The sequence below is a fragment of the Gemmatimonas sp. genome (assembly GCF_027531815.1).
In the GTDB taxonomy this organism is placed as follows: Bacteria; Gemmatimonadota; Gemmatimonadetes; order Gemmatimonadales; family Gemmatimonadaceae; genus Gemmatimonas.
The window spans coordinates 68,438-93,934 of record NZ_JAPZSK010000017.1; the positions used below are offsets into that span (position 1 = coordinate 68,438).

Consider the following 25,497-nt stretch of genomic DNA (forward strand, 5'->3'; position numbering starts at 1 on the left):
GCCGAGCATGGTGCGGCAGCTCTTCATCCTGCTCGTGCGCGGCTATCAGGTCGCCCTCTCGCCCATCTTCGGTGGGGCGTGCCGCTATTATCCTTCCTGTTCCGCCTACGCCATCGAAGCGCTGGAGAAGCATGGCGCGTGGCGCGGGGGGTGGATGGCGTTGCGCCGCATTGGCCGCTGCCATCCGTTCCGCCCAGGCGGATTCGACCCGGTGCCCTGACGCGATCGCTTGCCGGACCCTCCCGCCGGGATTCGCCGTCGGGCCAACCGGACAGGGACATTCCAGCGCCACTCTCAATTTCCCATGGAACCACGTCGTATCGTTCTGGCTGTCGTGCTGATGGCGGCCGTGCTGCTCGTCACGCCGTACCTCTTCCCCACGCCCACGCCGGTCCCGGGCGCCCGGAAGGCCACGGCGGATTCGGCACAGACCGTGTCCGACAGCAGCGCCCCGAGCGTGCGTGGTGCCGTGGCCGGCGACGCGCTGGGCGTGCCGGTGGCGCCAGCCGAGCCGGCGGTCGTGCTGCCGGTCGATACCGCGGTGGTGAACACCGCCGTGGCCGACTACCGCACCACGAGCAAGGGCGCCGCGCTCATTGGCGCATCGCTGACGCAGTTTCAGGCGCTGTCGAACGGGGGACGGACCCGCAGCGGCACCGTGGAGCTCGCGCTCCCCAACGAGCGCATGCTGGGGTATCGCCTCGTCGTGCCCGGCGACACGATCGACCTCACCACGCAGACGTTCCGTTCCACGCAGTCGGCTGACGGCGACAACACCGTCATCACCTACGAGGCGGATCTGGCGGGGCGGCTGGTCTCGATCCGCTACTCCTTCCTTCCCGACAGCTATCGCGTGAACGTCGCGGCGGCGGTCGCCGGGGTGCCCGAGAACAGCTACCTGCTGGTGGACCTGCCCACGGGGTTCCGCAGCTCCGAGTCGGACACTACCGAAGACCATTCGCATCTGGCGTACGCGTACAAGCCGGAGCTGTCGGGCGCCGAGGGGATCGCCTTCCACTCCGTCGACCCGGGCGAGCGCGAAATCGACGCCGGTCCCATTACCTGGGGCGTCGCGAAGAACAAGTATTTCATCGTGGGCGTGCTCGCTCCCAAGGGGGGCACCCCTTTCGCCGAGATCAACGTGACCGGCGGGCCACGCATCAACGATGAGGCGGTGCGCGGGCAAGCCACCCTGGTCACCCCACTCAAGGCCGGCAACGCCGCCTTCGAAGTCTATGTCGGCCCGCAGGAGTTCAAGCGGCTGGTGGCGCTGGGGCGCGAATTCGAAACGTCCAACCCCTACGGCGGCTGGATCCAGGGAATCGTGCAGCCCTTCGCCACGATCGTCATTCGCCTGCTCTTGTGGATGAAGAGCACGCTCGGGCTGTCGTACGGCTGGATCCTCGTGATCTTCGGTGTGGCCATCCGCATCATTCTCTGGCCGCTCAACCAGAAGGCCATGCGCAGCAGTATGCAGATGCAGCGTATCCAGCCCGAACTGCAGGCCATCCAGACGCGCTACAAGAACGAGCCGCAGAAGTTGCAGGCCGCCATGATGGAGCTCTACAAGGAGCACGGCATGAGCCCGTTCAGCTCGCTCTCGGGGTGCTTGCCCATGCTCATCCCGCTGCCGGTGTTCTTCGCGCTCTTCTTCGTCTTCCAGAACACCATCGAGTTCCGCGGTGTGCCGTTCCTCTGGTTCCCGGACATCTCGGTGAAGGACCCGTACTACATCATTCCCGTGCTGGTGGCAGCCACGACCATGCTCATGTCGTGGATCGGCATGCGTGGCCAGAAGGGCAATGAGCAGCAGAAGATGATGATGTATCTGATGCCCGGCATCATGCTGGTCTTCTTCTTCAGCATGGCGTCGGGGCTCAACCTGTACTACTTCATCCAGAACCTCGCGTCGCTGCCGCAGCAGTGGCTCATTTCGCAGGAGCGCACCAAGCCGCTGGTGAAGGGATGACGCTGCTGCCCGGCGACGACGATACGATCGTCGCGCTGGCGACCGCCTCCGGGCGCGGCGCGGTGGCCATTGTTCGTCTTTCGGGAGCGCGCGCCATCGACATGGCGCGCGCTCTCGGCGCATTCGGTGGGGTAACGGGTGGCGCCATCAACCCTCGCCGCACGCAGTTGGTGAAGCTGGCCGACCCGGAAACCGGGGCGCCGCTGGAGCAGGCGCTCGTGACCGCCTTTCCCGCCCCGCATTCGTTCACCGGCGAGGACGTGGTGGAGATCGGCACCCACGGCGGGGCAGTGTCGCCGACGGTGGTCATGGGCGCCTGCATCCGCCTTGGCGCGCGCGCGGCCCGGCCGGGGGAGTTCTCCCGTCGCGCCGTGCTGCTGGGCCGCATGGACCTGCTGCAGGCGGAGGCCGTGGCCGACGTGATCGAGGCGCGCACGCAGGCCATGCAGCGGCAGGCGCTCGCCCAGCTGGACGGCGGGCTCTCGCGCCGCCTGCTGGCACTGCGCGACGAGGTGATTCAGCTTGAGGCGCTGCTGGCCTACGATATCGACTTCCCCGAGGAAGATGACGGTCCCATCGCGCCGGAGCGGGTGACGACCGCGGCGCGGGCCCTCGACGAGGCGCTGGAGGCGCTCCTGCGCACCGCACCTCGTGGCGCGATGGTACGCGACGGCGCGCTGGTGGTCATCGCGGGGCCGCCGAACGCCGGCAAGTCGAGCCTCTTCAATGCGCTGCTCGGCGAGTCGCGCGCGATCGTGACGGCGGTGCCGGGCACGACGCGTGACGCCATCGAGGCGCTACTCGACCGGGAAAGCGGGCTCCTGCCGCTGCGCCTCGTGGATACCGCAGGGCTGCGCGACACCGACGACGAGGTGGAACGACTGGGGATCGAGGTGAGCGGACGCTATCTCGCGCAGGCCCAGGTGGTGCTGGCGTGCGGGGCCAGCACGGAAGACCTCGTGCACACGCAGCAGGTCGTGCGCGAGCGCACGATGGCGGTCGTGGTGCCGGTGCTCACCAAGAGCGACCTGCGGAACGCCACCAACGGAACGGGTGACGGCGATGCGGTGCCGGTCAGCGCGGAAACGGGCGCCGGACTTTCCGCGCTCCTGCAGCGCATCGATGCAGCCGCGCAGGCGCACACACCGGGGGAAGCCGACGCCGTCCTCATTACCCGGGAGCGCCATCGCGCGGGGCTCACGATCGCGCGCCACGAGGTGGTGGCCTTTCTGGCGGCGTGGGACGGAGGCGCGCTCCCCGCACCCGTGGCGGCGGTGCATTTGCTGGCAGCGCGCGAGGCGCTCGCGGAGCTGATCGGCGCGGTCGACACGGAGGAGGTGCTGGACCGGGTCTTCCGCGACTTCTGCATTGGGAAGTGAGTGAGACGGGAGCCCCGGACCGTCTCGGCTCCCTTCTCTCAGCTGACGACCGTCAGACGCGGGCGCTCGGTGACCGGCTCCGCTGCCGCCGCGAGCTCGTGGGCGCTCGCGCGCACTGACCACGCGAAGCCGCGCCCCTGGATGGCAGCCTCCACCATGCGGGCGCCAAGGAAGTAGCCGGCGCGTTCGGGGAGCACGGTGCGCTCGAGGGTGCGGGCCTCGTCGCTCATGCCACCGGACAGGTAGCGCAGGCGCAACCCCAAGGCCGTGCGCTCGAAGTCGCGCGTGGCGGCACGGGTGAGCACCGGCTCCACTTCGCGCACGCGCGCGTACTGCCGCCGACCGAAGCCGAAGTACTCCCACGCCGCATGTCCCGGGCTGACCGCGCGGGACACCTGCACCGCGAGTCCCTCGTTCACGAGCAGTTCGCGCAGGGAGGCCTGCCGCCCCGTTTCCCAGTATGAGTAGTAGCCGCCGGCGTCGCGCACGAGGTCGCGCATGCTGCTGCGGCTCGTGGGGGAGGTGTAGCGGATCACGTGGGTGATTTCGTGCGCCAGCCAGAGCGGAATGAGCTCGGGATCGAGGCCCAGCCCCTGCGTATCGGGGTTGGCAATGCCGGTGAAGTGCTCGAGGCAGACGAAGGCGATGCCGCGCCCGTTCACCACCAGTTCGCCGGCGTTGGCCGCCCCCACGCCCACCATGAGCACGATGTCGTATGGCACGTCGACATCGAGCAGCATGCGCACCTTGTCTTGGGTGTGCCGCGCCAGCGTGACCAGGTCGGCCGTGGCGAGCAGCGCGTGCAGGTCGCTGCGGTCGGCAGCGACGGTGTTGCGCACGACCTCCTCGAAGTGGGGACCGGACGGCTCGAGGACGTAATTGTCCCAATAGGCGGTCAGCAGTTCGCGGTGTCGCTCGAAGTACTCGAGGTAGGCCGCGAAACGGTCTTCGGCTTCAAGAACCGCAAGAAAATCAGGAACGAGATTGATCAACATCAACGACCCGGGGTCGGGAAGCCGGCGCGATCGTGACGGTGTGTCGGCACGCGGGGACGGACCCCGGCGCGAGACACCTATCGCTCGCCGAACGAGACGCGGAGGTGGGAAGCGTCCACGCACTCCATGGAAGGCGGGAAGTTAGCCCGCCCCCAAAGTCACAACAAGAGACAAGTGACACGGAATGTGGAGAACCGGCGTCGCCTGGTTCAACTTGGTGACGGTTGATGCCGAGACTCGGCGACATCCCCATGCTTCCGATGTCGCCATGACCACGCTCCACTTTATCGAACTGACCTGCCCCGTCTGCGCCACGGTCTTCCGTTCGCAGACCGTCGTGGCCACCAATAGGTTGGGCGGCAAACGCACCGACTTTCACGAGCACGCGGCCGGGATGCAGCCGCTGCCGTATCTCGTGCATCTGTGCACGCACTGCGGCTACGCCGGTGTGGCGCGCGACTTCGATGACGACGTGGTGCCGAGCACCCTGCTCCAGGAGCTGGTGTCGTCGGAGCTGACGCCGGCGCTGCGCGCGTCGCTGCCATCGGGGTCGCTCAAGTACGAGCATGCGGCCAAGGTGGCGGCCTGGCAGGGGAATGAGCCGCGCTATCTGGCCGATCTGTACCTGCGTGCGGCCTGGTGCTGCGTGGACGAGGGGGACACGGAAGCGGAGCGGTACTTCCGTCGTCACGCCGCGTGGGCCTTTGCCGACGCTCTGACGATGTTCGATGGTGTACCCCCTGACGAGCGCGCGGTGATCACCTATCTGGTGGGGGAGCTGTGGCGCCGCATCGGGGACGATGTGGAGGCGGAGCAGTGGTTCGACCGGGTGGCGGACGAAGTCACGGAACCGACGGCACAGGGGTGGGTGCTGGAGGTGGCCGAACAGCAGAAGCTGCAGCCGCGGGAGTGGTTCACGTAGCGGCAGACATGGCGTCGCTCTATCGCGTCCCGAACAGCCGGTCCCCGGCGTCGCCCAGCCCCGGCAGGATGTAGCCGAACTCGTTGAGCTCCCGGTCGAGCGATGCGGTGAGGACGGGCACATCAGGGTGCGCCGCCGCCAGGCGATGCACGCCCTCCGGCGCGGCCACGAGACACAGGAAGCGAATGCGCGTGGCGCCGGCGCGTTTGAGCGAGGACACGGCGGCGGCCGCACTGCCTCCCGTGGCCAGCATCGGATCGAGCAGCAGGAAGTCGCGCTCCGACACGTCGCCCGGCACCTTGAAGTAGTAGTCCACCGGCTCGAGCGTATCGTGGTCCCGGTAGAGGCCGATGTGCCCAACGCGGGCGGAGGGCATGAGGCGCAGGATCCCCTCCACCATGCCCAGCCCGGCGCGCAGAATGGGCACCAGCGTGAGCTTCTTGCCGCGTACCGTCCAGCCGCTGGTGGTTTCGAGTGGCGTATCGACGGTGGTCGGCTCCAGCAGCAGATCCCGAGTCGCCTCGTAGGCCATGAGCATGGCGATCTCGTCCACCAGCTCCTTGAACTGCTTGGTGGGGGTAGCGCGATCGCGCAGCAGCGTGATCTTGTGGCGCACCAGCGGGTGGTCGACGATGCTGAGCGTCGGGAAGTCGATGCCTTGGTGGGAATGAGCCATCCCCGATTATGCCCGGAAGCGACGCGAAGCGCGAGCGGTCGGCCGCCGAAGCGGTCGCGGCGGGGGCCGCGGTGCCGCGGCGCTGAACGCGCTACACTTCAGGCATGACGACAGCCGCCGCCACGCCCCACACGACGCTTCAGCGCGTCGCAGTCTACTGCGCCTCGAACGAAGGGGCCCACCCCGACTACGTGCACGCCGCCCACGCCCTCGGAACGTTGCTGGCCAACCGCGGGATCGCCGTGGTATACGGCGGCGGTCGGACCGGGCTCATGGGTGCCCTGGCCGACGCGGCCATGGCGGCAGGCGGCGAGGTCATCGGCGTCATGCCGCACGGTCTGGTGGAACGTGAAGTCGCGCACCGTGGCATCACGTCGCTGCAGGTGGTGGATTCGATGCATGAGCGCAAGGCGATGATTGCGGAGCTTGCCGACGCCTTCATCGCCCTGCCCGGTGGGATCGGTACCCTCGAGGAGCTGTTCGAAACGTGGACGTGGGCCACGCTGGGTGTGCACCGCAAGCCACTGGGGCTGCTCGACACGCGCCAGTTCTGGGAGCCGTTGCTGTCGCTGGTCGCACGTCTCGACCAGGAGGGGTTTCTTCGCGGGGCGCCCGCGGAGTGGCTCGTGCGGCACGACGATCCGGCCCACCTGCTCGATCGCCTGACGACTTTTGCCCCGCCCCACGTGCGGCGCTGGTTGAGTCTCCGCGACACGTGAGGATGCGCCGTCGCGCCTCGTCGCACGACGGTCGCCACCCCGTGCGCAGCCCGCGGGCTGCATCTGGCGTCGCCGCGGCAGAACGCCGAGAATCGAGGTCATGCACGCGCCTCGATCCACTAAGTGGTTGCTGACGGGATCGCGATTGGTGCCGCTTTGGCGCCGGCTGGCGGCGCTGGTGGGGATGTCCTCGGCCTGGTGGTACTCGTGCTCTGGCAGGTGCTCGTTGCGCGCGCCCTCGTGATCGACATTGCCGAGCCGGTCGATGCGCCGCATTCGCCACTGCCGGTGGTGGTGCTCGCGCTCGGTCTCACGGTGTCGATGCTGCTCACGACCGCCCTGTGGCTCCAACGTCGCATCTGGCAGCAGCGCCTCGAGGAGAGCGAGCGCTTCCGCGCCGTTTTCGACACGGTCTTTCAGGTGCAGCTGCTGCTCGATGCCGACGGCATCGTGCTGGAGGCCAATCGGGCTGCGGGTGCACTCGCGGCGATTCCGCCGGGGCAGCTGGCGGGCGTGCCGTTCTGGCACGCGCCCTGGTGGGATGGCGACGCCGATACGGCGGAGCGCGTTCAGGAGCGCTTCGCCCGCGCGCGCGCGGGCGAGATTCAGCGCTTCGAGGTGGAGCTGACCGCCGGTCGAGAGGGCGCCGTCACGATGGACTTTTCGCTGAAGCCGTTGAACGACGGCCATGCGGGCGCCCACCGCGTGATTGCCGAAGGGCGCGACCTCACCATCCGCAAGCGCGCGGAGGAGTCGCTGCGCGAGATCAGTGCGCTCACCACCATGGGGCAGCTCGCCGCGCGCGTGGCGCACGAGATCAACAATCCCCTGGCCGGCATCCAGAACGCGTTTCTGCTCCTTCGCGGGTCGATTCCCGAGACCCACCCTCATTACCGATTCGTGGGGGCGATCGAACGCGAGATTGCCCGCATTGCCGCGGTGACGCGACAATTGTACGAGACCTACCGCCCCGATCAGTCCACAGCGACGCAATCGTCCGTCATTCTCGCGGTCAGCGACGCGGTGACCTTTCTCGAACAGGTGAATCGCAGCCGACCCGTGCACATCGTCACGGACATGTCGCAGGCGCCATCACTTGTGCCAGTCCCCGACGCGCTGCTTCGGCAGACGCTGTACAACCTGGTGCAGAATGCCGTGGATGGGTCACCCGCCAACGGCACCGTGACCGTCTGTGCACGGCAGGAGAGGGATCACTGCGTCCTGCGGGTGACTGACGAAGGACCAGGCGTGCCCGCGGCCATTCGCGATCGCATCTTCGACCCGTTCTTCAGCACCAAGGATCGAACCGTGAAGACCGGTGGTATGGGAATCGGATTGGCGCTGGTGCGGCAGTCCGTCCTGGCGGTCGGCGGTACCATCACCGTTCACGATCGCGCGGGCGGCGGTACGGAATTCGAGGTGCGTTTACCCATGACTCCCCTGGATACCGGAGCGCTGCGATGAGTCGTGGTCGCATTCTGATTGCCGACGATGAACCCACCTTTCTCAGCTCGACGGCCGAGTTGCTGCGGCGTGAGGGGTTTTCCGTGGACACGGTGGAGGACGGCGAAGGGGCCCTGCAGGCGATCGCGGCGGCGCCTTACGACCTCCTCATCACGGATCTCGAGATGCCGGGGAATGCGGATCTCGACCTGGTGCAGCAGGTGGCCCACGTGAGTGGCGGGCTGCCCATCATCATCATCACCGGTTTCCCCAGTGTGCGCTCGGCGGTGGCCTCGATCGAGCTGCCCGTAGCGGCCTATCTCGTGAAGCCGGTGCACTTCCCCGATCTGCTCAAGCGGGTGTCGAGCGCCGTTGCGCGATTTCGCTCGTATCAGGCCATGCAGAGCGCCGAGGCGCGCCTGCGCGCGTATCGCGAGCAGATCGAACCCGCCGAGCCGCGCGTGTCGCTTGGCCTGCCGGTGCTGCCAACGAGCGAGCCTCGCGCCGACGTGGACACGTTCCTGGCGCTCACCCTTCGCAACGTAATGGGGTCACTGACTGACCTCGAGCAGCTGGGGCGGGCGCTTGCCGGCACGTCGACCTCCGAGGCACATCCCTGCCAGCTCATCAACTGTCCGCGCGGTGCACAGCTGCAGGCGGCCGTGGAAGAGACGATCGCCGTACTGGAGGAAACCAAGGGGGCATTCAAGTCGAAGACGCTGGGTGATCTGCGGCAGCGTCTCGAACTGTTGCTGAAGCATGTGTGAGCGGTTCCGGCGCAGAGTGAATCACAGTGCACTTGTGCACACCTAATCCACATTGTGTACGCCGCGTGATGTTCCACGTGGAAACCCCTCTTGCGGCGCCGGTCCTGCTGCGCAACCTTCCACGTGTAGACCGTCACGGTGAACTCGGCAGGGTGCGGGTCGTCGCCGCTGATCGGGAAACACAGGCACCACCCACATAGGGATCACTCGCTGATCCAACCTTGGCGGACGGGACTCGGGTCCCGGTCAGTCGAAGGCGCGCAGCCCCGCTCTCCGAGCGCAGGCAACGCGCCTTTTCTGCTTTTCCCATGTGATTTGCCGCACTCCCCTCACGATGCCCGACGCTTGTCGACATCTCACCAGGTCCGCACATGAGCCACGTCGCTCTGTACCGCAACGAGATCGCTGCGTCACACGCTCTCGCCCGTGCCATCCCCGGCCCCTCGCGCCACGTCGGTGGCCGCGATCACGACCCCGCCCATGCTGCCGCCACAACGGCCACCGATGCCACGGCTTCCCGGCGCATCATGCGCATTCTGGTCGTCTCGCCGGACCACGTGGCGCAGGATGCGCTGCGCACCGCGTTCGAAGGTGAGGGTACGGAGGTGTTGAGTGCGTCCGGTGCGCCCGGTGTGGTGGATATGGTCGCCCGCGCGCAGGTGGATCTGGTGGTCTGCGACCAGCAGCTGGCCGACGACGCCGGCTTCGTGCTGCTCGACGCCATGCACGACCGCCACCCGGAGGTGCTCACGGCGCTCCTCGCGGCGCCCGGGCTGTCGTCGGCACCGCACCAGGCCGCCGAGCACGGGGCGAGTGACTACCTGGCACGACCGGTGGAAGCCCAGGAGGCCGTGGCCTTTCTCCGGCGGCTGGGGAGCATGGCGCTGGTTCACGAACCGGCGGTGCCGGTTCCGGGCGTGCCGCAGGCAGTCCCGATGTTCCGCGGAATGTACGGTACCACGCCAGTCATGGGGGACGTCTTTCGCATGATCTCGCGCGTGGGGCGCACCGACGTGACGGTGCTGGTGACCGGCGAGAGCGGGACGGGCAAGGAGCTGGTCGCGCGCGCGCTCCACGACGAAAGCGGTCGACGCAACAAGCCCTTCGTGGCGCTCAACTGCTCGGCTCTGCCGTCGGAGCTCGTGGAGAGCGAACTGTTCGGCCACACGCGCGGTGCCTTCACGGGAGCCGTGAAGGATCGCGGCGGCCTCTTCGAAGCCGCGCACGGCGGCACGCTCTTCCTCGACGAGATCGGCGACCTCGGCCCGCTCGCGCAGGCGAAAGTGCTGCGCGCGCTGGAGAACGGCGAGGTGATGCGTGTGGGCGGCACCCGATCGACGCACGTGGACGTGCGCGTCGTGGCCGCCACAAACCGGCCGCTTGACGACATGGTGGCGGATGGTCGGTTCCGTGAAGACCTGCTGTACCGGCTCAAGGTGATCTCGCTGGCGCTACCGCCACTGCGCGACCGCAAGGACGACATTCCGCTGCTCGCCAATCACTTCCTGCACGTCTTCGCGGAACGCCACCGCCTGCCGGCCCGGGCCATCGGTGAGGATGCACGCGAACTCCTGATGTCGTACGACTGGCCGGGGAACGTGCGCGAGCTGCGCAACGTGATCGAAGGCGCCATCGTCATGTGCGACGGGGCGGAGATTGCCGTGTGCGACCTGCCGGCCAATCTCGCCAACAGCACCCCGCGCATGCGCATGCCTCTGGCGCTGCTCGAGCAGTCGGCTGACCTGCCGTTCGTGGAGGCGCGCGAGCGCGCCCTGCGCGAATTCGATCGCGCGTTCCTGACGGCCGCGCTGGCCCGCAACGGCGGCAACATCGCGCGCACGGCCCGGGCACTCGGGTTGCACCGGCAGTCGTTGCAGAAGCTGCTGGCGCGCCGCGACCTGCGGACCGGCGAAGTGCATCGCGAGCTCTAGGTGGGGGCGCGGGCGGGGCATCGACGTGCCCGCCCGCGTCCCGTCTTCTCCCTCAACAGCCGCGCCGGGCCTGATACGTCAGTTCGTCTGTCGCCGCGTCGAGCACGATACGGTTGGCCCACTCCACCCCCTGGGCCACCGAGTGATCCATGTTGCCCACCTCGTAGCGCCAGGCCCCGAAGCGTCCCCGCGAACAGACGCCCACTGATCGCCGCCACGTAATCGTCGGCACTCTCCGCCACCGTCACGAGTGGCACGACGTGGCGCACGACGTCGGCTACCGGGGTCGACACGATCGGCTTGCCGGAGGCCATGTACTCGAGCGTCTTGGTGGGGTTGATGTACTGCGTGGCCTTGTTGAGGGCAAAGGGCATGAGGCACACATCGAAGCCCTTGAGGAAAGCGGGGAGCGCCTCGTACGGCTGCTGCCCGAACCAGTGGATGTTCTCGCGGCGTGGCAGGTCGCGGGTATCCACTTTCACCACGGGGCCCACCATGGCCACGCTGGCGGCGGGAAAGCGCTCCGCCACGTGGGCCAGCAGGGCATAGTCGAGCCGCTCGTCGATGACGCCTACGTAGCCGAGTACCGGTCCGGGGAGGGCGGCCAGCAGCTCGGGGATCGCCGTGTCGGCGTCGTGCGCCCGGGCGAAGTGGTCAGCGTCCACGCCGCAGCCAAAGAAATGCACATTGTCGTGAAAGCGGGACTTGGCGGTGGCCAGGGCATGGCCGCCAGCAAACACCACGTCGGCACGCGCCAGCAGGTATCGCTCGCGGTGCACGAGTTCCGTGGGGGCAAAGCGGAACTGTGCCAACTCGTCCATACAGTCGTACACGACGGCACACTCCTGGAACGCGCCCAGCATGGCGGGCGCCGGCATGGGCGTATAGAACCACTGCACCGGCGCGTCGAACCGGTTGGCCAGGTCACCCGTGGCACCCGTCAGGTCGAGCAGCAAGGCGCGGATGGCCGTCAGGGAGGCGGCCTCGCTGTCGCGGTACGACGCCGGCAGGCGCGGGATGACGCGATGAACGCCGGGCTGCGGCTGCGTCCGCTGCAGCGTGGGACGCACCAGATCATCCAGATACTGCGGCTCCTCCACGAAGAGGACCTCGTGGGACCGTGCGAACCGCGAAAACAGCTGCTGAGGGCGCTGCCACACGAAGTCCCAGCGCAGGTGGCTGTGCACGAGAAGTGGCCGGCCGCTGATCACATCGGCAATCGAAGTCGTCACGGAATGCGTCCCGCTGAAGGGGAGAAAGCCAGAAGCAGCCGGATCGGCGCGCCTCACGGATCAGCACAAGGGGGCAAGGCAAGTGCCATTGGCGCAGTGATGAGCTTCGCGTGGGTGCCCCATGGGACGCGGCGCGGCCACGGCTGGCCGACGGAGACGCCAAACGAAACGGCGGTACCCCCGGCACCCCTCCGCACCGGACATACCGCCGCTCGTGCGCACCCGAAGGTGCGGTCCTGCGCGCGTACCGTGCAGTCGTGTACGCTAGAACGCCTCGTGGCGGCGCGGGATCACGCCATTGCTGTTCGCGCCGATGTAGTTCGAGCGTTCCCGACCACGCCGCCGTTCACCGAAGAAGCGCTGGTCGTCGTACAGACCATCGCGATAGAACGCCTCCTCGTCGCCGTGCCCATCCGCCAACCCTGACGCGGACGATGATGTCGCGGGATTCGTGCCATCGGCTTGCGGGAAGCGTTCCCGCAACGACACTTCGTACTCGCGCGACAGCGAGTGACGATCATATGGCGGGAGCGTGCGGGGGTCGACGATCGACGAGCTCAGCACCACGTCATCTTCGTCGTCGTCGAGCCGCGCCGATCCGATGGGGATGAGCACGTGTCGGTCGGCGGAAGTGTTCAAGGCTTCCTTGTTGAGACGCGCCTCGATGTAGCGCACCTTCATCAGCCCGGTGTCCACCACCAGATCCTTCACCGTGCCGACCTTCTCGCCATCGGCGGTGCGCACATCCCACCCCCGGATGTCGGGATCGCCATCGGCAACCTGCAGGTCGCTCATCTCGTCGAGGTGCACGAGGCGGGGAGTCCCATTGCGCCCGTCGCCGTGCAACGACGCGTCGCGTCCCGCCACGTCATCAAACCGATCGGGCTGCATGGACATACTCCTGCGGCGTCACCGCGGTCATGGTTGTGAATCACGCGACACGCCGGTGCGCGTGCCGCCCTCCGGTGGCGCAAGCGTCCCGGCCGCGGCACCGCTGTCGATCGCCATACGGTTGGTGTCCGTCGCCGTGGTCACATCGGCGGCGGGTTTCCGCGCGAAAAGGAACCAGAGCACGCCGACGAGCAGCAGGCCGGCGAGCAGCCATGGCCAGACGGAGCGTTCCTTTCGCTGAATGTTGATTTCTGCCATCGCGGGGCCTCGTGGTGGTCATCGTGGTGATCGATGCGGAGCTCGTGTACCTCGATACCGGGTCGGCAATTCCCGGTCCACGCCACCCTGCCCGTTGGCGGCACCGCGAGGGTAAATTGCGCCATGGCCAACAGTGGCCGGCTGTACCGCCTTGAGGCGGCCAATGTGAATCACGCCGAGGATGTGATGGGTCGGCTTGCACTACCTGATGAAATCATTCCTTTGCTGGCCGAACGCTTCAAGGCACTCGCGGAACCGGCCCGACTGCAGCTCCTGCGCGCGCTCATGACGCGGGAGCACACCGTGAACGAGCTGGTCCTGTCCACACAGCTCAGCCAGGCCAATGTCTCCAAGCACCTGCAGCTGCTGCACACGCTCGGGTTCGTACGCCGGCGCAAGCACGGGCTGTTCGTGCACTACGCGATTGCCGACCGCCAGGTGGCGAAGCTGTGCGACCTGATGTGTGCCCGGGTGCTTGCCGAAACACCGCGCTCTCGGAACGGCGGGTAGCCAAAGGGCCGATCATTCGGCCGACAGTGCGCTCTTCGCTCCGCATGAGATGACAGGCCGCTCACGGCCACCCGCAAGTTGTGCCCCACGCGACCCGCCTGATGCGGCGCGTCGGTCGGCCCGCCCGGGTCGACGGCTTCTCTCGCCACGGGGGCGTCTCGCATGCACAAGCTTCAGGTCGGTGGCGCAGGCGCTCGGCGCCTGCTTCAGGCGGCCGCGCTGCTGCTCCTGTTCACGGCGCTCGCGGCACCGCTCGTGGCGGCGCCGGCAACGGGCACGACACCCGCGGCGGCACCTGCGGCGGCACGTGCCGCCGTCGATCCGCTGCGCACCACACGGCTCGTCCGCCGCCTCCACCTGCGCCTCGGCGGCGCTGCCGTGACGGCGCTCCCCCCCCACGAATTGCAGCGCGCGCATAACGACTGCGCGTTGACCATCGTCGCTCGGCTCCACCGCCGGGCCACGCACCCCGTGCCCGCGCTCCCCGCACCGCACACCCTCGCCCGCCAGCTCGAGCTCGGTCCGCGGGGGGTGGCGCTCGAAGCACTCGCCCGCACCCTCCGCCAACTCGGCTGGCCCGCCCGCGTGCAACGGGCACGCACCCCGCTCCACCCCCCGGCCATCGCCCTCGTCCACCCGGGACACTACGTGCTGCTCCTGCAGCAGTCGCCGGCAACGGTGGAGTACTTCGATCCGCTCATTGGCCTGGTCCAGGAACCGCGGCCGCACTTCGCGGCGCGCTGGACCGGCAACGGCGTGCAGTTGTCCACAGGGGACAACTGACACTCGGCGCGCCGGCGCCTCCCGCGCGACGGCCGCCATCATCATCACCCACGCAACGGAGAATCCATGTTGCTTCGACATACCACATCCGTCTTGGCGCTCGCCGTGGCCTTCGCCCTCGGCGCAGCACCGCCCGCCAACGGCGCCGGGCCCGTCCCCGCCACCGTGCCGAACACGCCCGCCGCAACCGAAATCGGCGGCGGCGGACCCGGGCTCACCTGCCTCGGCTGCGTCGGGGCCGGTGTCGTCGGGCTGGCCACCGCCGGCTTCGGCGGCCTGTACGTCACCCTCATGGTCGGCGGCGCCAAAGCCGTCGCCTTGGGCGGAAGCGTCGTCACCTGCGCCGCCGCCTGCGTCGCCTACTTCAACGAGGAATAACCACCATGCGACAGACACTCATGCACCTCGCCTGGGGGCTCGCGACCGCCGCCCTCATCATCGCCACGCCGCTGCGTGCCATCGGTTCGCCGGACATGCCGCCAATGGCACCGGTCGCCGCCACCACGGCCCTGCCCACCACGGCCCTGACCGGCGCCGCGATCACCGCCGCACTGCCCGTCACCGCCGACACAGCAGTGAACGCGGCGCCCGTCGCCTCACCCATCGCCAGTGAATACGGCGGCGGATGGACCCAGGTGTACTGCGCCGCCTGCGTCGGACTCGGTGCCTACGCCCTGTTCGCCGGCGGGTTCACCATGCTGCCGGTGATCCTCGCGAATCCGGCCGCGTACGGCACCTTCTCCGGTACCTGCGTGATCGCCTGCCGGTCGGTGCTCGACGACCTCATGAAATGACACGAGGGCTGAGGTGATCTCCCGACCCACCTCCGTCGCCGTGCTGGGAGCCACTGCCCTCACCCTGGGTACGCTCCTGGCTCGGCCAGCCCGCGGCGATGCCAGCGCACCGGCGCGCCAGCAGTCCGAGGCGATCCTCGCGGCACGCGTGGCCTCCGCCATCACCGCGCTGCCGCAGCCAATGGGCGCCGCCATACCGACCACTCGGCTCGTCGTCGCCGCCAACTGCCCCGCCTCACACACGGTGGTGCGCGTGCTCCTTCGCCGCGTGGCCCACCATGCCACCCTGCCGCCACTCGTGATCCTCACCGATCGCTCATGGCCAACGCTCGACTCCCTCCGCTACGCAACAGCCAGCACGCTGCAGCAGGTCACGCAGCTCCCCCAACGCATCGGCGTTACCCCCGCTGCCGTCACCACCAACCCGGCCGGCAGCGCGCCCGGAGCAACCACCTCGCTCGGGGTGCATCAGGTGCTCGCTCACCTCGCCCCGATCCCACCAGCCCGACCATGACCCCTCCACTCAGTCACCGCCGCTCGCGAACCACACGACCCGCCGGCCGGCGCCGCGAGGCGGTGGCATCGAGTGTGTCCGCACCGCGACTGCTTCCCGCCTATCTCGTCGCCGTCAGCCTCACGGTCAGCATCGCGTGCATGATGCTCCTGGCCATGCAACGGTCCGCACCGTTCGATCTCACCGGACAGGTCGAGACGCTGCTCCCCCTCGCCAAGCTCAGCGTCTTCGCGGCGCCACTCATCGTCGCCGCGCGAGCAGCCGGGGCCGCAATCACCGTGTGGCTGGTGGCCGGCGCACTCAACGAACCGCTGCCACTCCGTACCATCGCCGCCACCATCGTGTTGTGGATTCCCCTGCTCGAGCTGTCAGCGCTCGTCGATGGCGTCGCCATCCTGCTCGATCCGCAGCGCGGATGGAATCAGGCGCATATCGCCCTCGGCCTCGATGCCCTCCTGCCGCAGCTCGATGGCAGCGCGCTGATCGCGGCTCGCCTCATCAACCTGCCATGGCTGGCCTTCACACTCGTGCTCTGGCGACAGCTCCGCACACGCCATGACCGCAGCGATACCGTCGCCGTACCCGCCGCTCTCGCCGCGTCACTGCTGCTGGTACTGCTGCCCCTGCTGCAGCGCTGAACGTCCCGTTGCCCCTCCCCGCTCCCCTCACCACTGCCACCATGCTGGTTGTCGACCGCGCCGTCGCACAGTACCCGCGTTTCACCCTCGGTCCAGTCACCCTCACCCTGCAGCCAGGTGATCGGGTCGCCCTGCTGGGCCGCAACGGCACCGGCAAGAGCACCCTGCTGGCACTCATGGCCGGGCTGCGACAGCCCGACCACGGGACCGTGTCCGCCGTTCCCGGCGGTGACGATCGTCAACTCACACTGCGCCGAGATGTCGCGTATGTGGGCGCTGCCTTGCAGGCGCTGCCCTGGCACTCTGTCCAGGAACACTTCCGCTTCATGGCGCAGATGTACGAGGGCTGGAACACCGACCGCGCACTGGCCCTCGCGCATGAACTCGCGCTCGATGTGGGGGCCACCACCGGCACGCTGTCGCGCGGCAATACCGTGAAGCTCAACCTCGCGACCGCATGGGGGCGACAGGCCGACGTCCTGCTGCTCGACGAGCCAACCGCTGGCCTCGATCCCATCGCCCGCACCGACCTGCTGCGCGAGCTGCGCCGAACCATCCACGCGTTCCCCAACGCGATCGTCGTCTACGCTACCCATCTGCTCGACGAGCTGCACGAGATCGACCCCACTCGACTGCTCGTCCTGCGCGACGGGATGGTGCACAGCCACGACGGTGCGGCGATGGCGCAGTTGGACGTGGCGGCCCTCACGGCGCTGCTCACCGATACGCCACGGCGTAGCACCCCGGAGGTGGCATGACGCGTCCCGCCTGGCAGTCGCTCATGGCCATCCACTGGCGACGCGCCCGCGCCAGCCTGCTGGCGGTCACGCTGGCCGTGGGGCCGCTCTGCCTGCTGTTCGCACACAAGTCGGGATATCGCGCCGAAGACATCCTCGCCAACGTCATCATGCTGTGCGCGTTCCTGCCATTCGGCGTCGGCAGCGCCGTGGCCAAGTCCAAGGCCGACGGCTCGCTCGCCTTTCTGGCCAGTCTGCCGGTCAGCGCCGCCGAGCATGTGCGGGCCTGGCTGGTGCTCGCGGCACTGCTGGCCACTCCACTGGTTGTGGCGGTCACGGCAGCCACGCTGGTTTTGCCCTTGGGACTCCCCGCCGTCGCTGCACCGGCCATCGCGGTCACCACGTTCGCCTTCATCGTGAGCGTCACGCTAGCCATGCTGGCCGTGCAGCTCAGCAAACCCCCCGCCGGTGCCGGTGCCTACCTGATCGCCACCATGAGCACGGTGCTGCTGGTGCTCTTCGCCGTGGGCAAGGTAGCCGAGCTGACGCCAACGCTGTTCTCGGCGGTCGTGCGGAGCCCGTATTTCGTTCCGGGACTCTCGGTCATCTTGTGGGGAGTGGTGGGCGTCGTCTTCTGGCGCTCCTGCCATCGCATTGGACACTACATGACCAGCTACGTGGGTGATCCACCGCAGGCATGATGCGCACCCGCACGGAGACACCGCTGGGCACGTGGCGCATCTGCTGGCAGCTGGGCGTGTCCGCGCTGGCGACGTCTACCACGGGCACCGCCACGAGCATCGCGCTGGTGGTCACCAGCGTGGCGTGCGTGGTGGGCGCCGATCGGGCGTTCCTGTCGCTTGGCCAGCTGGTGCAGCAGCTCGCCGATGGTGGCAATTCCCCGGCTGCTCAGCTCGAGGTGACTGCCTGTCCCAAATGCCCGGCCGCGCTCTCGTCATGGGCCAGGTTGCACCCCCAGCTCGAGCAATCTGCCGTGACCACGGTGGTGGTGAGTAGTGTCGGTGGCATCGCGATTCCGCGCCGCACTGTACCCGTGCGCTGTGTCCCTCCGGGTCAGACACCAGCGGCAGTCAGCTGGTGGAGCAGCGGGGCGCGCCTGGCATGGCACGAGCAACCAACCCTCGGCACGAGCCACGGGGCCATACTCGCCGGTGTCGATTTGGCGCCACGCCGTCGCGGCAACGAGCGCGCGATCACGATGGAAACAACCGCGGGTGCGTGGGCCGTGATCGGAACGCTGCCTGCACGGCCGCTCCTGTCGCAGCACCGCGAGGAAAACGGTGCGCTGCTCGTGCCGTGGCGAGCGCCCTTCGATCGCCTGTGCCGAGGCGGCACGCGGCAGTGGCGTGTGGTGGCGCGCGATACACTGGCGCTCACGCGTGCGCTTGCCGAAGTGGGCGCCGCGTTGCGCCGTGATCTGCAGTTGCGCCCCACCGACGCGCCACCATGGCGCGTTCGCCGCCTCGACCGCTTCGGCACCCTGGTGCGTGGGCTCGTTGATCGCTTCTCGCGCTGGCTCATGGTGGTACCGCTGGTGGTCATGGTACTGGCGGGAGCCGGCATCTTCAGCGTGCAGGCGCTCGAGAGCGCGGCCCGCATTGACGAGTTCGGCGTGCGCAGAGCCGTGGGTGCCAGTCGCAGCACGCTGATGGGCCAGCTTGCCGTGGAAGCGATGATCGTGAGTGTGGTGGGGGTGGCGCTGGCGACGGCGGGACTGTGGTTGGCAGGCCTGCTCGAGGCGGGTGCGGTGGCGCTGTGGCGGGCAGCTGCGCAGGGGGCGGGCATCGCGCTGCTCATGACCACGCTGGGGATGTTGCTTCCCGGCGTGAGCGCGCTGCGCGCGGCATCCATTGCGGCGCTGGAAGGCGGGAATCCCTGAATGCGCATGGTGGGCTCGGCCGAGCAGCTGCTGCACCTGTGGCAGGCCACCGATCTCGTACGCGCCACCCGTCGGCAACCATGGCTCGTGGCCGTGGCACTGCTCTCACTGGCGGCCACCACGGCGATCACCGCCCTGGTGCATGCGGGCGTAACGGGGGTGTCGGCTGCCTTGCGGCGCGACTTGGCGCAGGACGTTGGCGATGTCCTGCAACTGCAGCCCGCAACCGCCGCCGCCCCCTGCCCGCTCTCCGTGCGCCGCTGTACCGAGCGCGGCGCCGCACCGGTGCTGCGCGGCGTACGGACACTGCGCACGCTGGCCGCCACGCTTCCGGTGTCGTCGCACGCGTTGGTCCGTGAGGGGTCGGCGCTGCTGCACCGCCCGACCAGCCGCCAACGTGTCGGTCTGGTGGGCACCGGCAGGGCGCTCTTCGGGCTGCAATCCAGCCGCGCGGTGAGCGGCCGCGTGTGGTCGGCCCACGAGGAACGCAGCGCCCGTCGCGTCGGTGTCATCGGGCGCACACTGGTCGACTCACTCTTCGGCGGCCGTCCCCCCGCTCGCGTGCGCCTGGGCTCGGTCACCATCGGCATCATCGGTGTCGTGCGGTCGGGACCCGTGGCACCCATCGATCTCGATCACGTCTTCGTTGTGCCACCGTCGGTGTTCCGCGATCTGACGGGCCCGGCGGCAGGCGCATACAGTTTGCTTGCACGGGGGAGCGACCACGGCGAGGCGGTGACGGCACGCGCCGGGTTGCTGCGCCTCCGCCACCAGTCGCCTCGCCGCTTCGCCAGCGTCACGGCGTCCACGGCACAGGAGCGGCTGGGTGATGTCGCGAAGCTCGAGGACGCACTGCGCTATGGCGCGCGCGCACTGTCGTTCGTGTTGGCGCTGGCGTCGGTGGTGGCGGTGGCAGCGCTGAGTGCCTCCATTGCGCGCGCGCATCGCCGCGATGTGGGCATTCTGCGCGCGTTGGGGGCGACGCGCCTGCTCGTGGTGACCCAGGGCGCGCTCATCGGTGGGGTGCTCGGGAGCGTCGGCGCCGGAGCGGGCTGGCTTCTGGCCGCGCCGGCCATGCAGCTGCTCCCCTGGTGGTTCGACTTCGCGGTACTCTCGCCGGCTACCGTCGTGACCTCACTGCTCCGGGGAGCGGCCCCGGCACTCTCGGTGGCAGTGATCGTCAGCACCCTGCTCTTCGCACGGCTTGCCCGTCAGCCCCCGGCCGCCTTGCTGTAGACAACTCTGGCTGGGACGACATGCGACGTGACGCATCAGGTTGCTATTGCGCCGGCATACGGCGGCGATAGTGACGGGTGTGCGTCGGAAGCGCACATTGCTGGAGTCCCCAACCAGGTCATGACCATGCACATCGCATGCTCCGACTTTCGAGAAACGTCTGGTCACTCCAGCATATCCCTGAATCAATCCATCGCTCTCGCTGAGCTGGCGATGTCCTTACCTTTCCTTGCGCAGGGAAGGACAGGACTGCGGCTTTCAACCAGGTCGTGAACTTCGGAGGTGGTTGTGGGGGTTGGCTGGCCGAGGACACCGGAAGAGCTGTATGGCGGAAGTGCGTTCATCTTCCTGGTCGCAGCTATCTGGTTGGCGTATCGAGGACTCGAAGGGATACTCTACCGGAGAATGGGGCCGTGGCCCCTGCTTGGACTGTTTATCCCCATTCTGGGAAGGCGCGCGATCCTTACGGGGATCATCGCGCTCGCGTTCAGCGGAGCGTGCGCGTGGTTCTCCTATCTTTCCGCGTCTGGTTGCGCATTTCGGCTGATGTCGATCACCTGTTCCGGTTGATGTCGATCACCCGGGAGGCCGCGGCTGGGGACCACCGCGGTGTTCCCCCCGTCCTGAGGTCCGGATGTTCTGTGAGTCCGACCCCGGGAAGCGGGAGGACACATGCGGAGATCGCGGTTCACGGACGAGCAGATCATTGACGTGCTGCGCTTGGTTGATCGCTTAGCAAAGCGGACGACGGTGTGTCCTCGGCTCAAGCGGCTCGTCGCTGACCTGTGCCTCGACACGACGAACCTGCGGGACTCGCTGCGAAGAAATGGTGAGCCAACCTCAGCGGCGGGGATGAGAATCGGTGGCTGGTCATGACCAGCTGGTCGACCAATCCGGAGGTCGTGATGCACTTTCTGGATCACATTGAGTTCCGAGAACGCACCGAACAGACCGGCGTACCACCCAATCGCGCCCCATTGCTTGCCAAGTCGATCACACGAATGCAGTTCAGAGTAGCCCCATCTGACGCCCTCGTGATGATCTCGGCTTTGCTGTCCCCGATCCGACTCTGACCATGCACATCGAATTCTCCGGTGCGGCCCGCGAAGTCACCGGCTCCTGCCACATCCTGCGGGTGGGCAGCGGCCGCACACAGCGCACGGTGCTGCTCGACTGCGGCCTCTTCCAGGGCAGGCGCAGCGAGTCACGCGCCAAGAACACGAAGCTGCCGGTACCGGTCGACGAGATCGACGCCATCGTGCTGAGCCACGCGCACATCGACCACGCCGGCCGTCTGCCGTACCTGGTCGCACAGGGCTACAAGGGCACCATCTGGGCCACCGCCGCCACGCGCGACCTGTGCGCGATCATGCTCGCCGACTCGGCGCATATCCAGGAGAAGGACGCCGAGTATCTGGCGAAGCACCGCGACGAGTTCATCGAACCGCTCTACCGGGTGGAGGATGCGACCCGGACCGTCGAGAGCATGATCGGCATGCCGTACAAGAAGTGGTTCGAGGTCACCGACGGCGTGCGGGCCATGTTCACCGAAGCGGGGCACATTCTGGGGAGCGCGTCGGTCGTGGTGGAACTGCGTGAGGGCGACGCGTTGCGGCGGGTCGTGTTCTCCGGCGACATCGGGCGCAATGGGCTGGCCATCATTCGTGATCCTGAGCCCCCGCAAGTGGGCGCCGACGTTATCATCTGCGAAAGTACCTACGGCAATCGCGATCACGAGTCGGTCGACGGCGCGCGGGCGCAGCTGGCGCGGGTGGTGCGGGACACCGCCGCCCGTGGCGGGCGGGTGCTTATCCCCGCCTTCGCCGTGGGACGCACGCAGGAGCTGGTCTACGACCTCCACGCGCTGCGTCGCGGCGGGCAGATTCCGGATATTCCCATCTTCATCGACTCACCGCTGGCCACGGATGCCACCGCGGTGTTCGCCATGCACCCGGAAGCGTACGATCACAACGAGGAGCTGGTACGCCGTGCGCCCAACCTCTTCGACTTCCCCATGGTGAAGTTCACGCGCGACGTGAGTGAGTCGAAGAAACTGAACAGCATGCATGGTCCCATGATCGTCATCGCCGCCTCGGGGATGGCCGAGTCGGGGCGCATCCTGCACCACCTGCGCTACGGGGCCAGCGATCCGCGCAACACCATTCTCGTGGTGGGGTTCATGGCGGAGCATACGTTGGGGCGTCGCATCGTGGAGCGGCGGCCGGTGCTGCGCATCTTCGGTGAGGAGGTCCCGCTGGCGGCAACGGTGGAGGTGCTGCTGGGCTACAGCGCGCACGGAGACCGTGGGGAGCTGCACCACTGGTTGCAGAGTGTGCGGGAACACGGACGAAAGGAGGGGCGGGCGCGTCCAGTCGTGTATCTGGTCCATGGCGAAGCGGAGGCACAGGACGCATTCGCCGAGCGACTGCGTGCCGACGACTTCCACGTGGAGGTTCCCTCTGCCGGCACCACGGTCGCGATCGCGCCGTGATCGCGTGACCAAAATGTCGTGGCGGTGAAGGTGCCGCCCGACAGCGTCATGGCGTAGTTTGGCGGAGTCTATGGTCCGTCAGGCTCCGAAGATCCCTCGCCCGCGCTTCGTGCGCTTCGCCACCCGCGCGCTCATCGTGCTGGGAGCTGGGTGGTTCGTGGCGTTGCTGTGCATTGCCGGATGGTCGCGTCGCTCCTCGGCAGGCACCGCCGATGCGATCGTGGTGCTGGGGGCCGCGCAGTACGGGGGGCGTCCGTCACCGGTGCTCAAGTCGCGGCTGGATCACGCCTTCAGTCTCTACAGCACGAAGCGGGCGCCGCAGGTGGTGCTGACCGGCGGCCGCCGGCCAGGTGATCTGATCAGTGAGGCAGCCGCCGGGCGTCGCTATCTCGTGCGTCGCGGTATCCCCAATGAAGCGATGCTGCTGGAGTCTGCTGGCCGTACGTCGCTGGCTTCCATCCAGGGTGCCGCGCAGCTGCTGGTGCACCGGCGCGATTCCCTGGCCGGCCCCTCGCCGGTCGCGACAGCGGCGCCTCCGCCGCGCGTGATCCTGGTGAGCGATCCATTTCACATGCTGCGGTTGGAAATCCTGGCCCGGCTGCACGGGCTCACCCCGCTTCCGTCGCCCACCCGCACCAGCCCCATTTCCGCCAACCGCGCCGTGCTCGAGTACATGCTGCGCGAGTCGGTGGCATTGCCCACGGACTTGGTGCTCATGCTCTGGCTCAAGCTGAGCGGGCGCACCATCGACCCGTCGGCGTCGCGCTGATCACTGCCGCAGTCGGGTGACGCGCCCCCGTTCGTCGAAGCCCTTGAGCGGGAGCCGCTTCACGTCGTTGTGCAACCGGCGGCTGGTCTGCTCCACCGGGAAGCGGTAGAGGGCCGCCGCGAACGAGAAGCCTTCGGCGGCCGTGAGGTTGACGGTGTAGCCGAGATCCTGCAGCGAGCCCACGGAGAGCGCACTCAGCGGATTGCTGCTGCGATTGAGAAACCCGGTCATGAGTTCGTTGCGCAGAATGCTCTCGCGCCAATGCGAATCACGGGTGCCGATACCGCCGCTGTTCTCGACAGGGACCGGCGTGCCCGAGTATACAGCCCGGTTGAGCCGCGTGAACTGCGTACGGGCACCCGCCCCCTGGAAGTACGGGTCGTTACCGCCCTCTCCCACCAGCAGCGCGCGCTGCACATCCCAGAGGGTACCGATCCCCAGCACATGCCCCATCTCGTGCACGATCACATCGGTGAGCAGCCCCTCGGCCACGAGCGCATTGAGGTCGAACTCGTCGAACTCCATGAGCCCGTACGTGGTGAGCCACGTGCGCGTGTTCACGGCGCAGGGCCCTGCTTGACCGAGAATGTTTCCGGTGGAGTCTCCCGCGCCGTCGATGGGGGCGACACGGGCGTAGATCACCACATCGTTGATGACTTCGTTGACGGCGGGGATCCAGGAGGCGCACTCCCCCGCCCCCTCGACGACGCGAGTGTCGTGCAGGTTGCCCACGATGATGGTGCGCCACTTGGCCGCGGCGGTGAGAAACGCCTGGCGGACAACGGGATTGTTCACAGTGCCGATGAAGCGCACGTCGATGTCGAACTGTGACGTGCTCACGGTGGCGGTGAAGCTCACCGCGCGTCCCGGGAGCGCGGGGCTGCTGGCCACGAGCGTCTGCCGCGGTTCGGTGGGGCCGAGAATCCACGCGCCCACGAAGGCGGTGCCGTTGGCGGGGTCGGAGGTCTGTTGTGCCGAGGCCACGGTGCCGGAGGCCGGCCCGGGAGTGAAGGTGACCGGGACGTTGCCCACGCCGTTGCCGAAGATGTCAACGACTCGCACCCCCGGCGGTACCGGCACGGCATTGCCGAAGGAGCCGACCTGATTGTCGCCGGCGATCCGGATGAGGTCGGCCGCGGCGCCGGCCTGTGCCAGGGCGTTGACCACGGCGGTGGCGGCGCGTCCCTGCTGCTGGTCAGTCACGGTCGCCTGGACACGCTGCACCCCGGCAAGTGTCCCCAGCCGCCACGCCGTGGCGGCGGCGATGCCCTGTGCATTGGTGGTCTGCGACGGGCCGACCACGGTGCCATTGCCTTCGATGACGGCAAAGGTGACGGGCAGTCCGGCAATCACGTTGCCGAACTGATCTTCGGCGCGCACCGCCGGCGCGGCAGGGACGTCGGTATTCACGGTCGCCACCTGATTGTCCACGGTGGCGAGGGCCACGGTGGCCAACGGGCCCGGCAGCGCCGTCGCGGTGAACACCGTGGGGGGAAGCCCTTCTACGGTCGCGGTGAGCGTCTGCGTTCCGGCGACGGTGCCCAGCAGCCAGCCACCGGATACCGCCACACCCGCCGCGTCGGTACGGGAGGAATCGTTCGTGACCCGACCACCGCCGCTGGAGACGCGCCAGCGCACGAGAAGCCCGCGAATGTGCTTCCCTTGCTGATCGGTCACTCTCACTGACGGCGCGGTGGGCACGGCCGTACTCACCCGTGCCGTGAACGCCGGGGTTTCCACCGGGACGGCCGCGGTGGGAACCTGCGGGTCGTCACCGCACGCCACGAGGAAGAGCGCACCGACAGCGAGGACCGCGCGAACGCAATAGGACTGAGTGGACATAAACGAAGCGCCGCGGGAAGATCCGGGGAATGGCTCAGTGCGTGACCGTGTCATGAATACCGACAGTGAACGCGAAAGCATGATCGCGGGGTTTCGAGTTG

At 68.1% G+C, this 25,497-nt stretch carries 25 protein-coding genes and 1 pseudogene; 20 read left to right on the forward strand and 6 right to left on the reverse strand.

Annotation, left to right across the window (positions count from 1 at the left end):
* The first annotated feature begins 7 nt into the window (after positions 1–7).
* From yidD to mnmE, 3 genes are all read left to right on the forward strand, one after another.
* Positions 8–220, forward strand: coding sequence for a membrane protein insertion efficiency factor YidD (yidD, locus tag O9271_RS17150; RefSeq protein ID WP_291260891.1), 213 nt, complete (start codon positions 8–10; stop codon positions 218–220).
* An 84-nt stretch (positions 221–304) separates the two neighbouring features.
* Positions 305–1,969: a membrane protein insertase YidC gene (yidC, locus tag O9271_RS17155; RefSeq protein ID WP_298272430.1), complete on the forward strand. Its 1,665-nt coding sequence runs from the start codon at positions 305–307 to the stop codon at positions 1,967–1,969.
* Positions 1,966–3,348 (forward strand): tRNA uridine-5-carboxymethylaminomethyl(34) synthesis GTPase MnmE, encoded by a 1,383-nt coding sequence (gene mnmE / locus O9271_RS17160; protein ID WP_298272432.1) that lies wholly within the window; start codon positions 1,966–1,968, stop codon positions 3,346–3,348. Before yidC ends, mnmE begins: the two co-directional genes overlap by 4 nt.
* 38 nt (positions 3,349–3,386) lie before the next feature.
* Here mnmE and O9271_RS17165 read toward each other — a convergent pair whose 3' ends face one another.
* A complete protein-coding gene (locus O9271_RS17165; RefSeq protein ID WP_298272436.1) occupies positions 3,387–4,343 on the reverse strand; it encodes a hypothetical protein in 957 nt (318 codons plus the stop codon).
* Positions 4,344–4,611: 268 nt separating this feature from the next.
* On the opposite strand from O9271_RS17165, the gene O9271_RS17170 reads away from it, so the two are divergent.
* Positions 4,612–5,265 carry a DUF2225 domain-containing protein gene (locus tag O9271_RS17170; protein ID WP_298272438.1) on the forward strand — a complete coding sequence of 218 codons (654 nt, stop codon included), beginning with the start codon at positions 4,612–4,614 and terminating at the stop codon, positions 5,263–5,265.
* Positions 5,266–5,284: 19 nt separating this feature from the next.
* Here the strand turns inward: O9271_RS17170 and upp are convergent, their stop codons facing one another.
* Positions 5,285–5,941, reverse strand: coding sequence for a uracil phosphoribosyltransferase (upp, locus tag O9271_RS17175; RefSeq protein ID WP_298272441.1), 657 nt, complete (start codon positions 5,939–5,941; stop codon positions 5,285–5,287).
* A 104-nt stretch (positions 5,942–6,045) separates the two neighbouring features.
* Here upp and O9271_RS17180 point away from each other — a divergent pair, with 104 nt between their 5' ends.
* The 4 genes from O9271_RS17180 to O9271_RS17195 all read left to right on the forward strand — a co-directional run bounded on the left by O9271_RS17180 (position 6,046) and on the right by O9271_RS17195 (position 10,801).
* Positions 6,046–6,660 (forward strand): TIGR00730 family Rossman fold protein, encoded by a 615-nt coding sequence (locus O9271_RS17180; RefSeq protein WP_298272444.1) that lies wholly within the window; start codon positions 6,046–6,048, stop codon positions 6,658–6,660.
* 123 nt (positions 6,661–6,783) lie between these two features.
* Positions 6,784–8,124: an ATP-binding protein gene (locus O9271_RS17185; RefSeq protein WP_298272447.1), complete on the forward strand. Its 1,341-nt coding sequence runs from the start codon at positions 6,784–6,786 to the stop codon at positions 8,122–8,124.
* Positions 8,121–8,870: a response regulator gene (locus O9271_RS17190; protein ID WP_298272450.1), complete on the forward strand. Its 750-nt coding sequence runs from the start codon at positions 8,121–8,123 to the stop codon at positions 8,868–8,870. Before O9271_RS17185 ends, O9271_RS17190 begins: the two co-directional genes overlap by 4 nt.
* 371 nt (positions 8,871–9,241) lie before the next feature.
* A complete protein-coding gene (locus tag O9271_RS17195) occupies positions 9,242–10,801 on the forward strand; it encodes a sigma-54 dependent transcriptional regulator (protein WP_298272452.1) in 1,560 nt (519 codons plus the stop codon).
* Positions 10,802–11,064: 263 nt separating this feature from the next.
* On the opposite strand, the pseudogene O9271_RS18500 reads toward O9271_RS17195, so the two are convergent.
* The 3 genes and pseudogenes from O9271_RS18500 to O9271_RS17210 all read right to left on the reverse strand — a co-directional run.
* Positions 11,065–11,679, reverse strand: a pseudogene (locus tag O9271_RS18500) (glycosyltransferase); the annotation flags it as partial.
* Positions 11,680–12,297: 618 nt separating this feature from the next.
* A complete protein-coding gene (locus tag O9271_RS17205) occupies positions 12,298–12,924 on the reverse strand; it encodes a PRC-barrel domain-containing protein (RefSeq protein WP_298272455.1) in 627 nt (208 codons plus the stop codon).
* A 27-nt stretch (positions 12,925–12,951) separates the two neighbouring features.
* Positions 12,952–13,182 carry a hypothetical protein gene (locus O9271_RS17210; RefSeq protein ID WP_298272457.1) on the reverse strand — a complete coding sequence of 77 codons (231 nt, stop codon included), beginning with the start codon at positions 13,180–13,182 and terminating at the stop codon, positions 12,952–12,954.
* A gap of 123 nt (positions 13,183–13,305) precedes the next feature.
* Here O9271_RS17210 and O9271_RS17215 point away from each other — a divergent pair, with 123 nt between their 5' ends.
* The 12 genes from O9271_RS17215 (at position 13,306) to O9271_RS17270 (ending at position 23,554) form a co-directional block, all read left to right on the forward strand.
* Complete coding sequence (locus O9271_RS17215; RefSeq protein WP_298272460.1) at positions 13,306–13,692, forward strand: metalloregulator ArsR/SmtB family transcription factor; 387 nt, start codon at positions 13,306–13,308, stop codon at positions 13,690–13,692.
* A 162-nt stretch (positions 13,693–13,854) separates the two neighbouring features.
* Positions 13,855–14,475 (forward strand): cysteine peptidase family C39 domain-containing protein, encoded by a 621-nt coding sequence (locus O9271_RS17220; protein WP_298272462.1) that lies wholly within the window; start codon positions 13,855–13,857, stop codon positions 14,473–14,475.
* A 66-nt stretch (positions 14,476–14,541) separates the two neighbouring features.
* The gene (locus O9271_RS17225; RefSeq protein WP_298272464.1) at positions 14,542–14,853 is read left to right on the forward strand and encodes a hypothetical protein; all 312 of its coding nucleotides are present in this window, start codon (positions 14,542–14,544) and stop codon (positions 14,851–14,853) included.
* Between the two features lie 5 nt (positions 14,854–14,858).
* Complete coding sequence (locus O9271_RS17230) at positions 14,859–15,269, forward strand: hypothetical protein (protein ID WP_298272466.1); 411 nt, start codon at positions 14,859–14,861, stop codon at positions 15,267–15,269.
* A 13-nt stretch (positions 15,270–15,282) separates the two neighbouring features.
* Complete coding sequence (locus O9271_RS17235; RefSeq protein WP_298272468.1) at positions 15,283–15,783, forward strand: hypothetical protein; 501 nt, start codon at positions 15,283–15,285, stop codon at positions 15,781–15,783.
* A gap of 74 nt (positions 15,784–15,857) precedes the next feature.
* Positions 15,858–16,421: a hypothetical protein gene (locus O9271_RS17240; RefSeq protein WP_298272471.1), complete on the forward strand. Its 564-nt coding sequence runs from the start codon at positions 15,858–15,860 to the stop codon at positions 16,419–16,421.
* A 41-nt stretch (positions 16,422–16,462) separates the two neighbouring features.
* The gene (locus tag O9271_RS17245) at positions 16,463–17,179 is read left to right on the forward strand and encodes an ATP-binding cassette domain-containing protein (protein WP_298272473.1); all 717 of its coding nucleotides are present in this window, start codon (positions 16,463–16,465) and stop codon (positions 17,177–17,179) included.
* Complete coding sequence (locus O9271_RS17250; protein WP_298272475.1) at positions 17,176–17,859, forward strand: hypothetical protein; 684 nt, start codon at positions 17,176–17,178, stop codon at positions 17,857–17,859. Before O9271_RS17245 ends, O9271_RS17250 begins: the two co-directional genes overlap by 4 nt.
* Positions 17,856–19,058, forward strand: a complete 1,203-nt coding sequence (locus tag O9271_RS17255) for an ABC transporter permease (RefSeq protein WP_298272477.1) — start codon at positions 17,856–17,858, stop codon at positions 19,056–19,058. The genes O9271_RS17250 and O9271_RS17255 overlap by 4 nt, the downstream gene beginning before the upstream one ends.
* Positions 19,059–20,294 (forward strand): ABC transporter permease, encoded by a 1,236-nt coding sequence (locus tag O9271_RS17260; RefSeq protein ID WP_298272478.1) that lies wholly within the window; start codon positions 19,059–19,061, stop codon positions 20,292–20,294.
* A gap of 1,075 nt (positions 20,295–21,369) precedes the next feature.
* Positions 21,370–22,785: an MBL fold metallo-hydrolase gene (locus tag O9271_RS17265; protein WP_298272479.1), complete on the forward strand. Its 1,416-nt coding sequence runs from the start codon at positions 21,370–21,372 to the stop codon at positions 22,783–22,785.
* A 70-nt stretch (positions 22,786–22,855) separates the two neighbouring features.
* A complete protein-coding gene (locus tag O9271_RS17270) occupies positions 22,856–23,554 on the forward strand; it encodes a YdcF family protein (RefSeq protein WP_298272481.1) in 699 nt (232 codons plus the stop codon).
* Here the strand turns inward: O9271_RS17270 and O9271_RS17275 are convergent, their stop codons facing one another.
* A complete protein-coding gene (locus tag O9271_RS17275; protein WP_298272484.1) occupies positions 23,555–25,396 on the reverse strand; it encodes a leishmanolysin-related zinc metalloendopeptidase in 1,842 nt (613 codons plus the stop codon).
* Between the last annotated feature and the right edge of the window lie 101 nt (positions 25,397–25,497).

Bases quoted from the DNA above. Each gene is read 5' to 3' on its own strand.
- O9271_RS17165 (WP_298272436.1), bottom strand. From the start codon at position 4,343: ATGTTGATCAATCTCGTTCCTGATTTTCTTGCGGTTCTTGAAGCCGAA.
- yidC (WP_298272430.1), top strand. From the start codon at position 305: ATGGAACCACGTCGTATCGTTCTGGCTGTCGTGCTGATGGCGGCCGTG.
- O9271_RS17275 (WP_298272484.1), bottom strand. From the start codon at position 25,396: ATGTCCACTCAGTCCTATTGCGTTCGCGCGGTCCTCGCTGTCGGTGCG.
- O9271_RS17190 (WP_298272450.1), top strand. From the start codon at position 8,121: ATGAGTCGTGGTCGCATTCTGATTGCCGACGATGAACCCACCTTTCTC.
- O9271_RS17195 (WP_298272452.1), top strand. From the start codon at position 9,242: ATGAGCCACGTCGCTCTGTACCGCAACGAGATCGCTGCGTCACACGCT.
- O9271_RS17205 (WP_298272455.1), bottom strand. From the start codon at position 12,924: ATGCAGCCCGATCGGTTTGATGACGTGGCGGGACGCGACGCGTCGTTG.
- O9271_RS17255 (WP_298272477.1), top strand. From the start codon at position 17,856: ATGATGCGCACCCGCACGGAGACACCGCTGGGCACGTGGCGCATCTGC.
- mnmE (WP_298272432.1), top strand. From the start codon at position 1,966: ATGACGCTGCTGCCCGGCGACGACGATACGATCGTCGCGCTGGCGACC.
- O9271_RS17220 (WP_298272462.1), top strand. From the start codon at position 13,855: ATGCACAAGCTTCAGGTCGGTGGCGCAGGCGCTCGGCGCCTGCTTCAG.
- O9271_RS17180 (WP_298272444.1), top strand. From the start codon at position 6,046: ATGACGACAGCCGCCGCCACGCCCCACACGACGCTTCAGCGCGTCGCA.
- O9271_RS17210 (WP_298272457.1), bottom strand. From the start codon at position 13,182: ATGGCAGAAATCAACATTCAGCGAAAGGAACGCTCCGTCTGGCCATGG.
- yidD (WP_291260891.1), top strand. From the start codon at position 8: ATGGTGCGGCAGCTCTTCATCCTGCTCGTGCGCGGCTATCAGGTCGCC.
- O9271_RS17170 (WP_298272438.1), top strand. From the start codon at position 4,612: ATGACCACGCTCCACTTTATCGAACTGACCTGCCCCGTCTGCGCCACG.
- O9271_RS17270 (WP_298272481.1), top strand. From the start codon at position 22,856: ATGGTCCGTCAGGCTCCGAAGATCCCTCGCCCGCGCTTCGTGCGCTTC.
- O9271_RS17225 (WP_298272464.1), top strand. From the start codon at position 14,542: ATGTTGCTTCGACATACCACATCCGTCTTGGCGCTCGCCGTGGCCTTC.
- O9271_RS17260 (WP_298272478.1), top strand. From the start codon at position 19,059: ATGCGCATGGTGGGCTCGGCCGAGCAGCTGCTGCACCTGTGGCAGGCC.
- O9271_RS17215 (WP_298272460.1), top strand. From the start codon at position 13,306: ATGGCCAACAGTGGCCGGCTGTACCGCCTTGAGGCGGCCAATGTGAAT.
- O9271_RS17265 (WP_298272479.1), top strand. From the start codon at position 21,370: ATGCACATCGAATTCTCCGGTGCGGCCCGCGAAGTCACCGGCTCCTGC.
- upp (WP_298272441.1), bottom strand. From the start codon at position 5,941: ATGGCTCATTCCCACCAAGGCATCGACTTCCCGACGCTCAGCATCGTC.
- O9271_RS17230 (WP_298272466.1), top strand. From the start codon at position 14,859: ATGCGACAGACACTCATGCACCTCGCCTGGGGGCTCGCGACCGCCGCC.
- O9271_RS17245 (WP_298272473.1), top strand. From the start codon at position 16,463: ATGCTGGTTGTCGACCGCGCCGTCGCACAGTACCCGCGTTTCACCCTC.
- O9271_RS17250 (WP_298272475.1), top strand. From the start codon at position 17,176: ATGACGCGTCCCGCCTGGCAGTCGCTCATGGCCATCCACTGGCGACGC.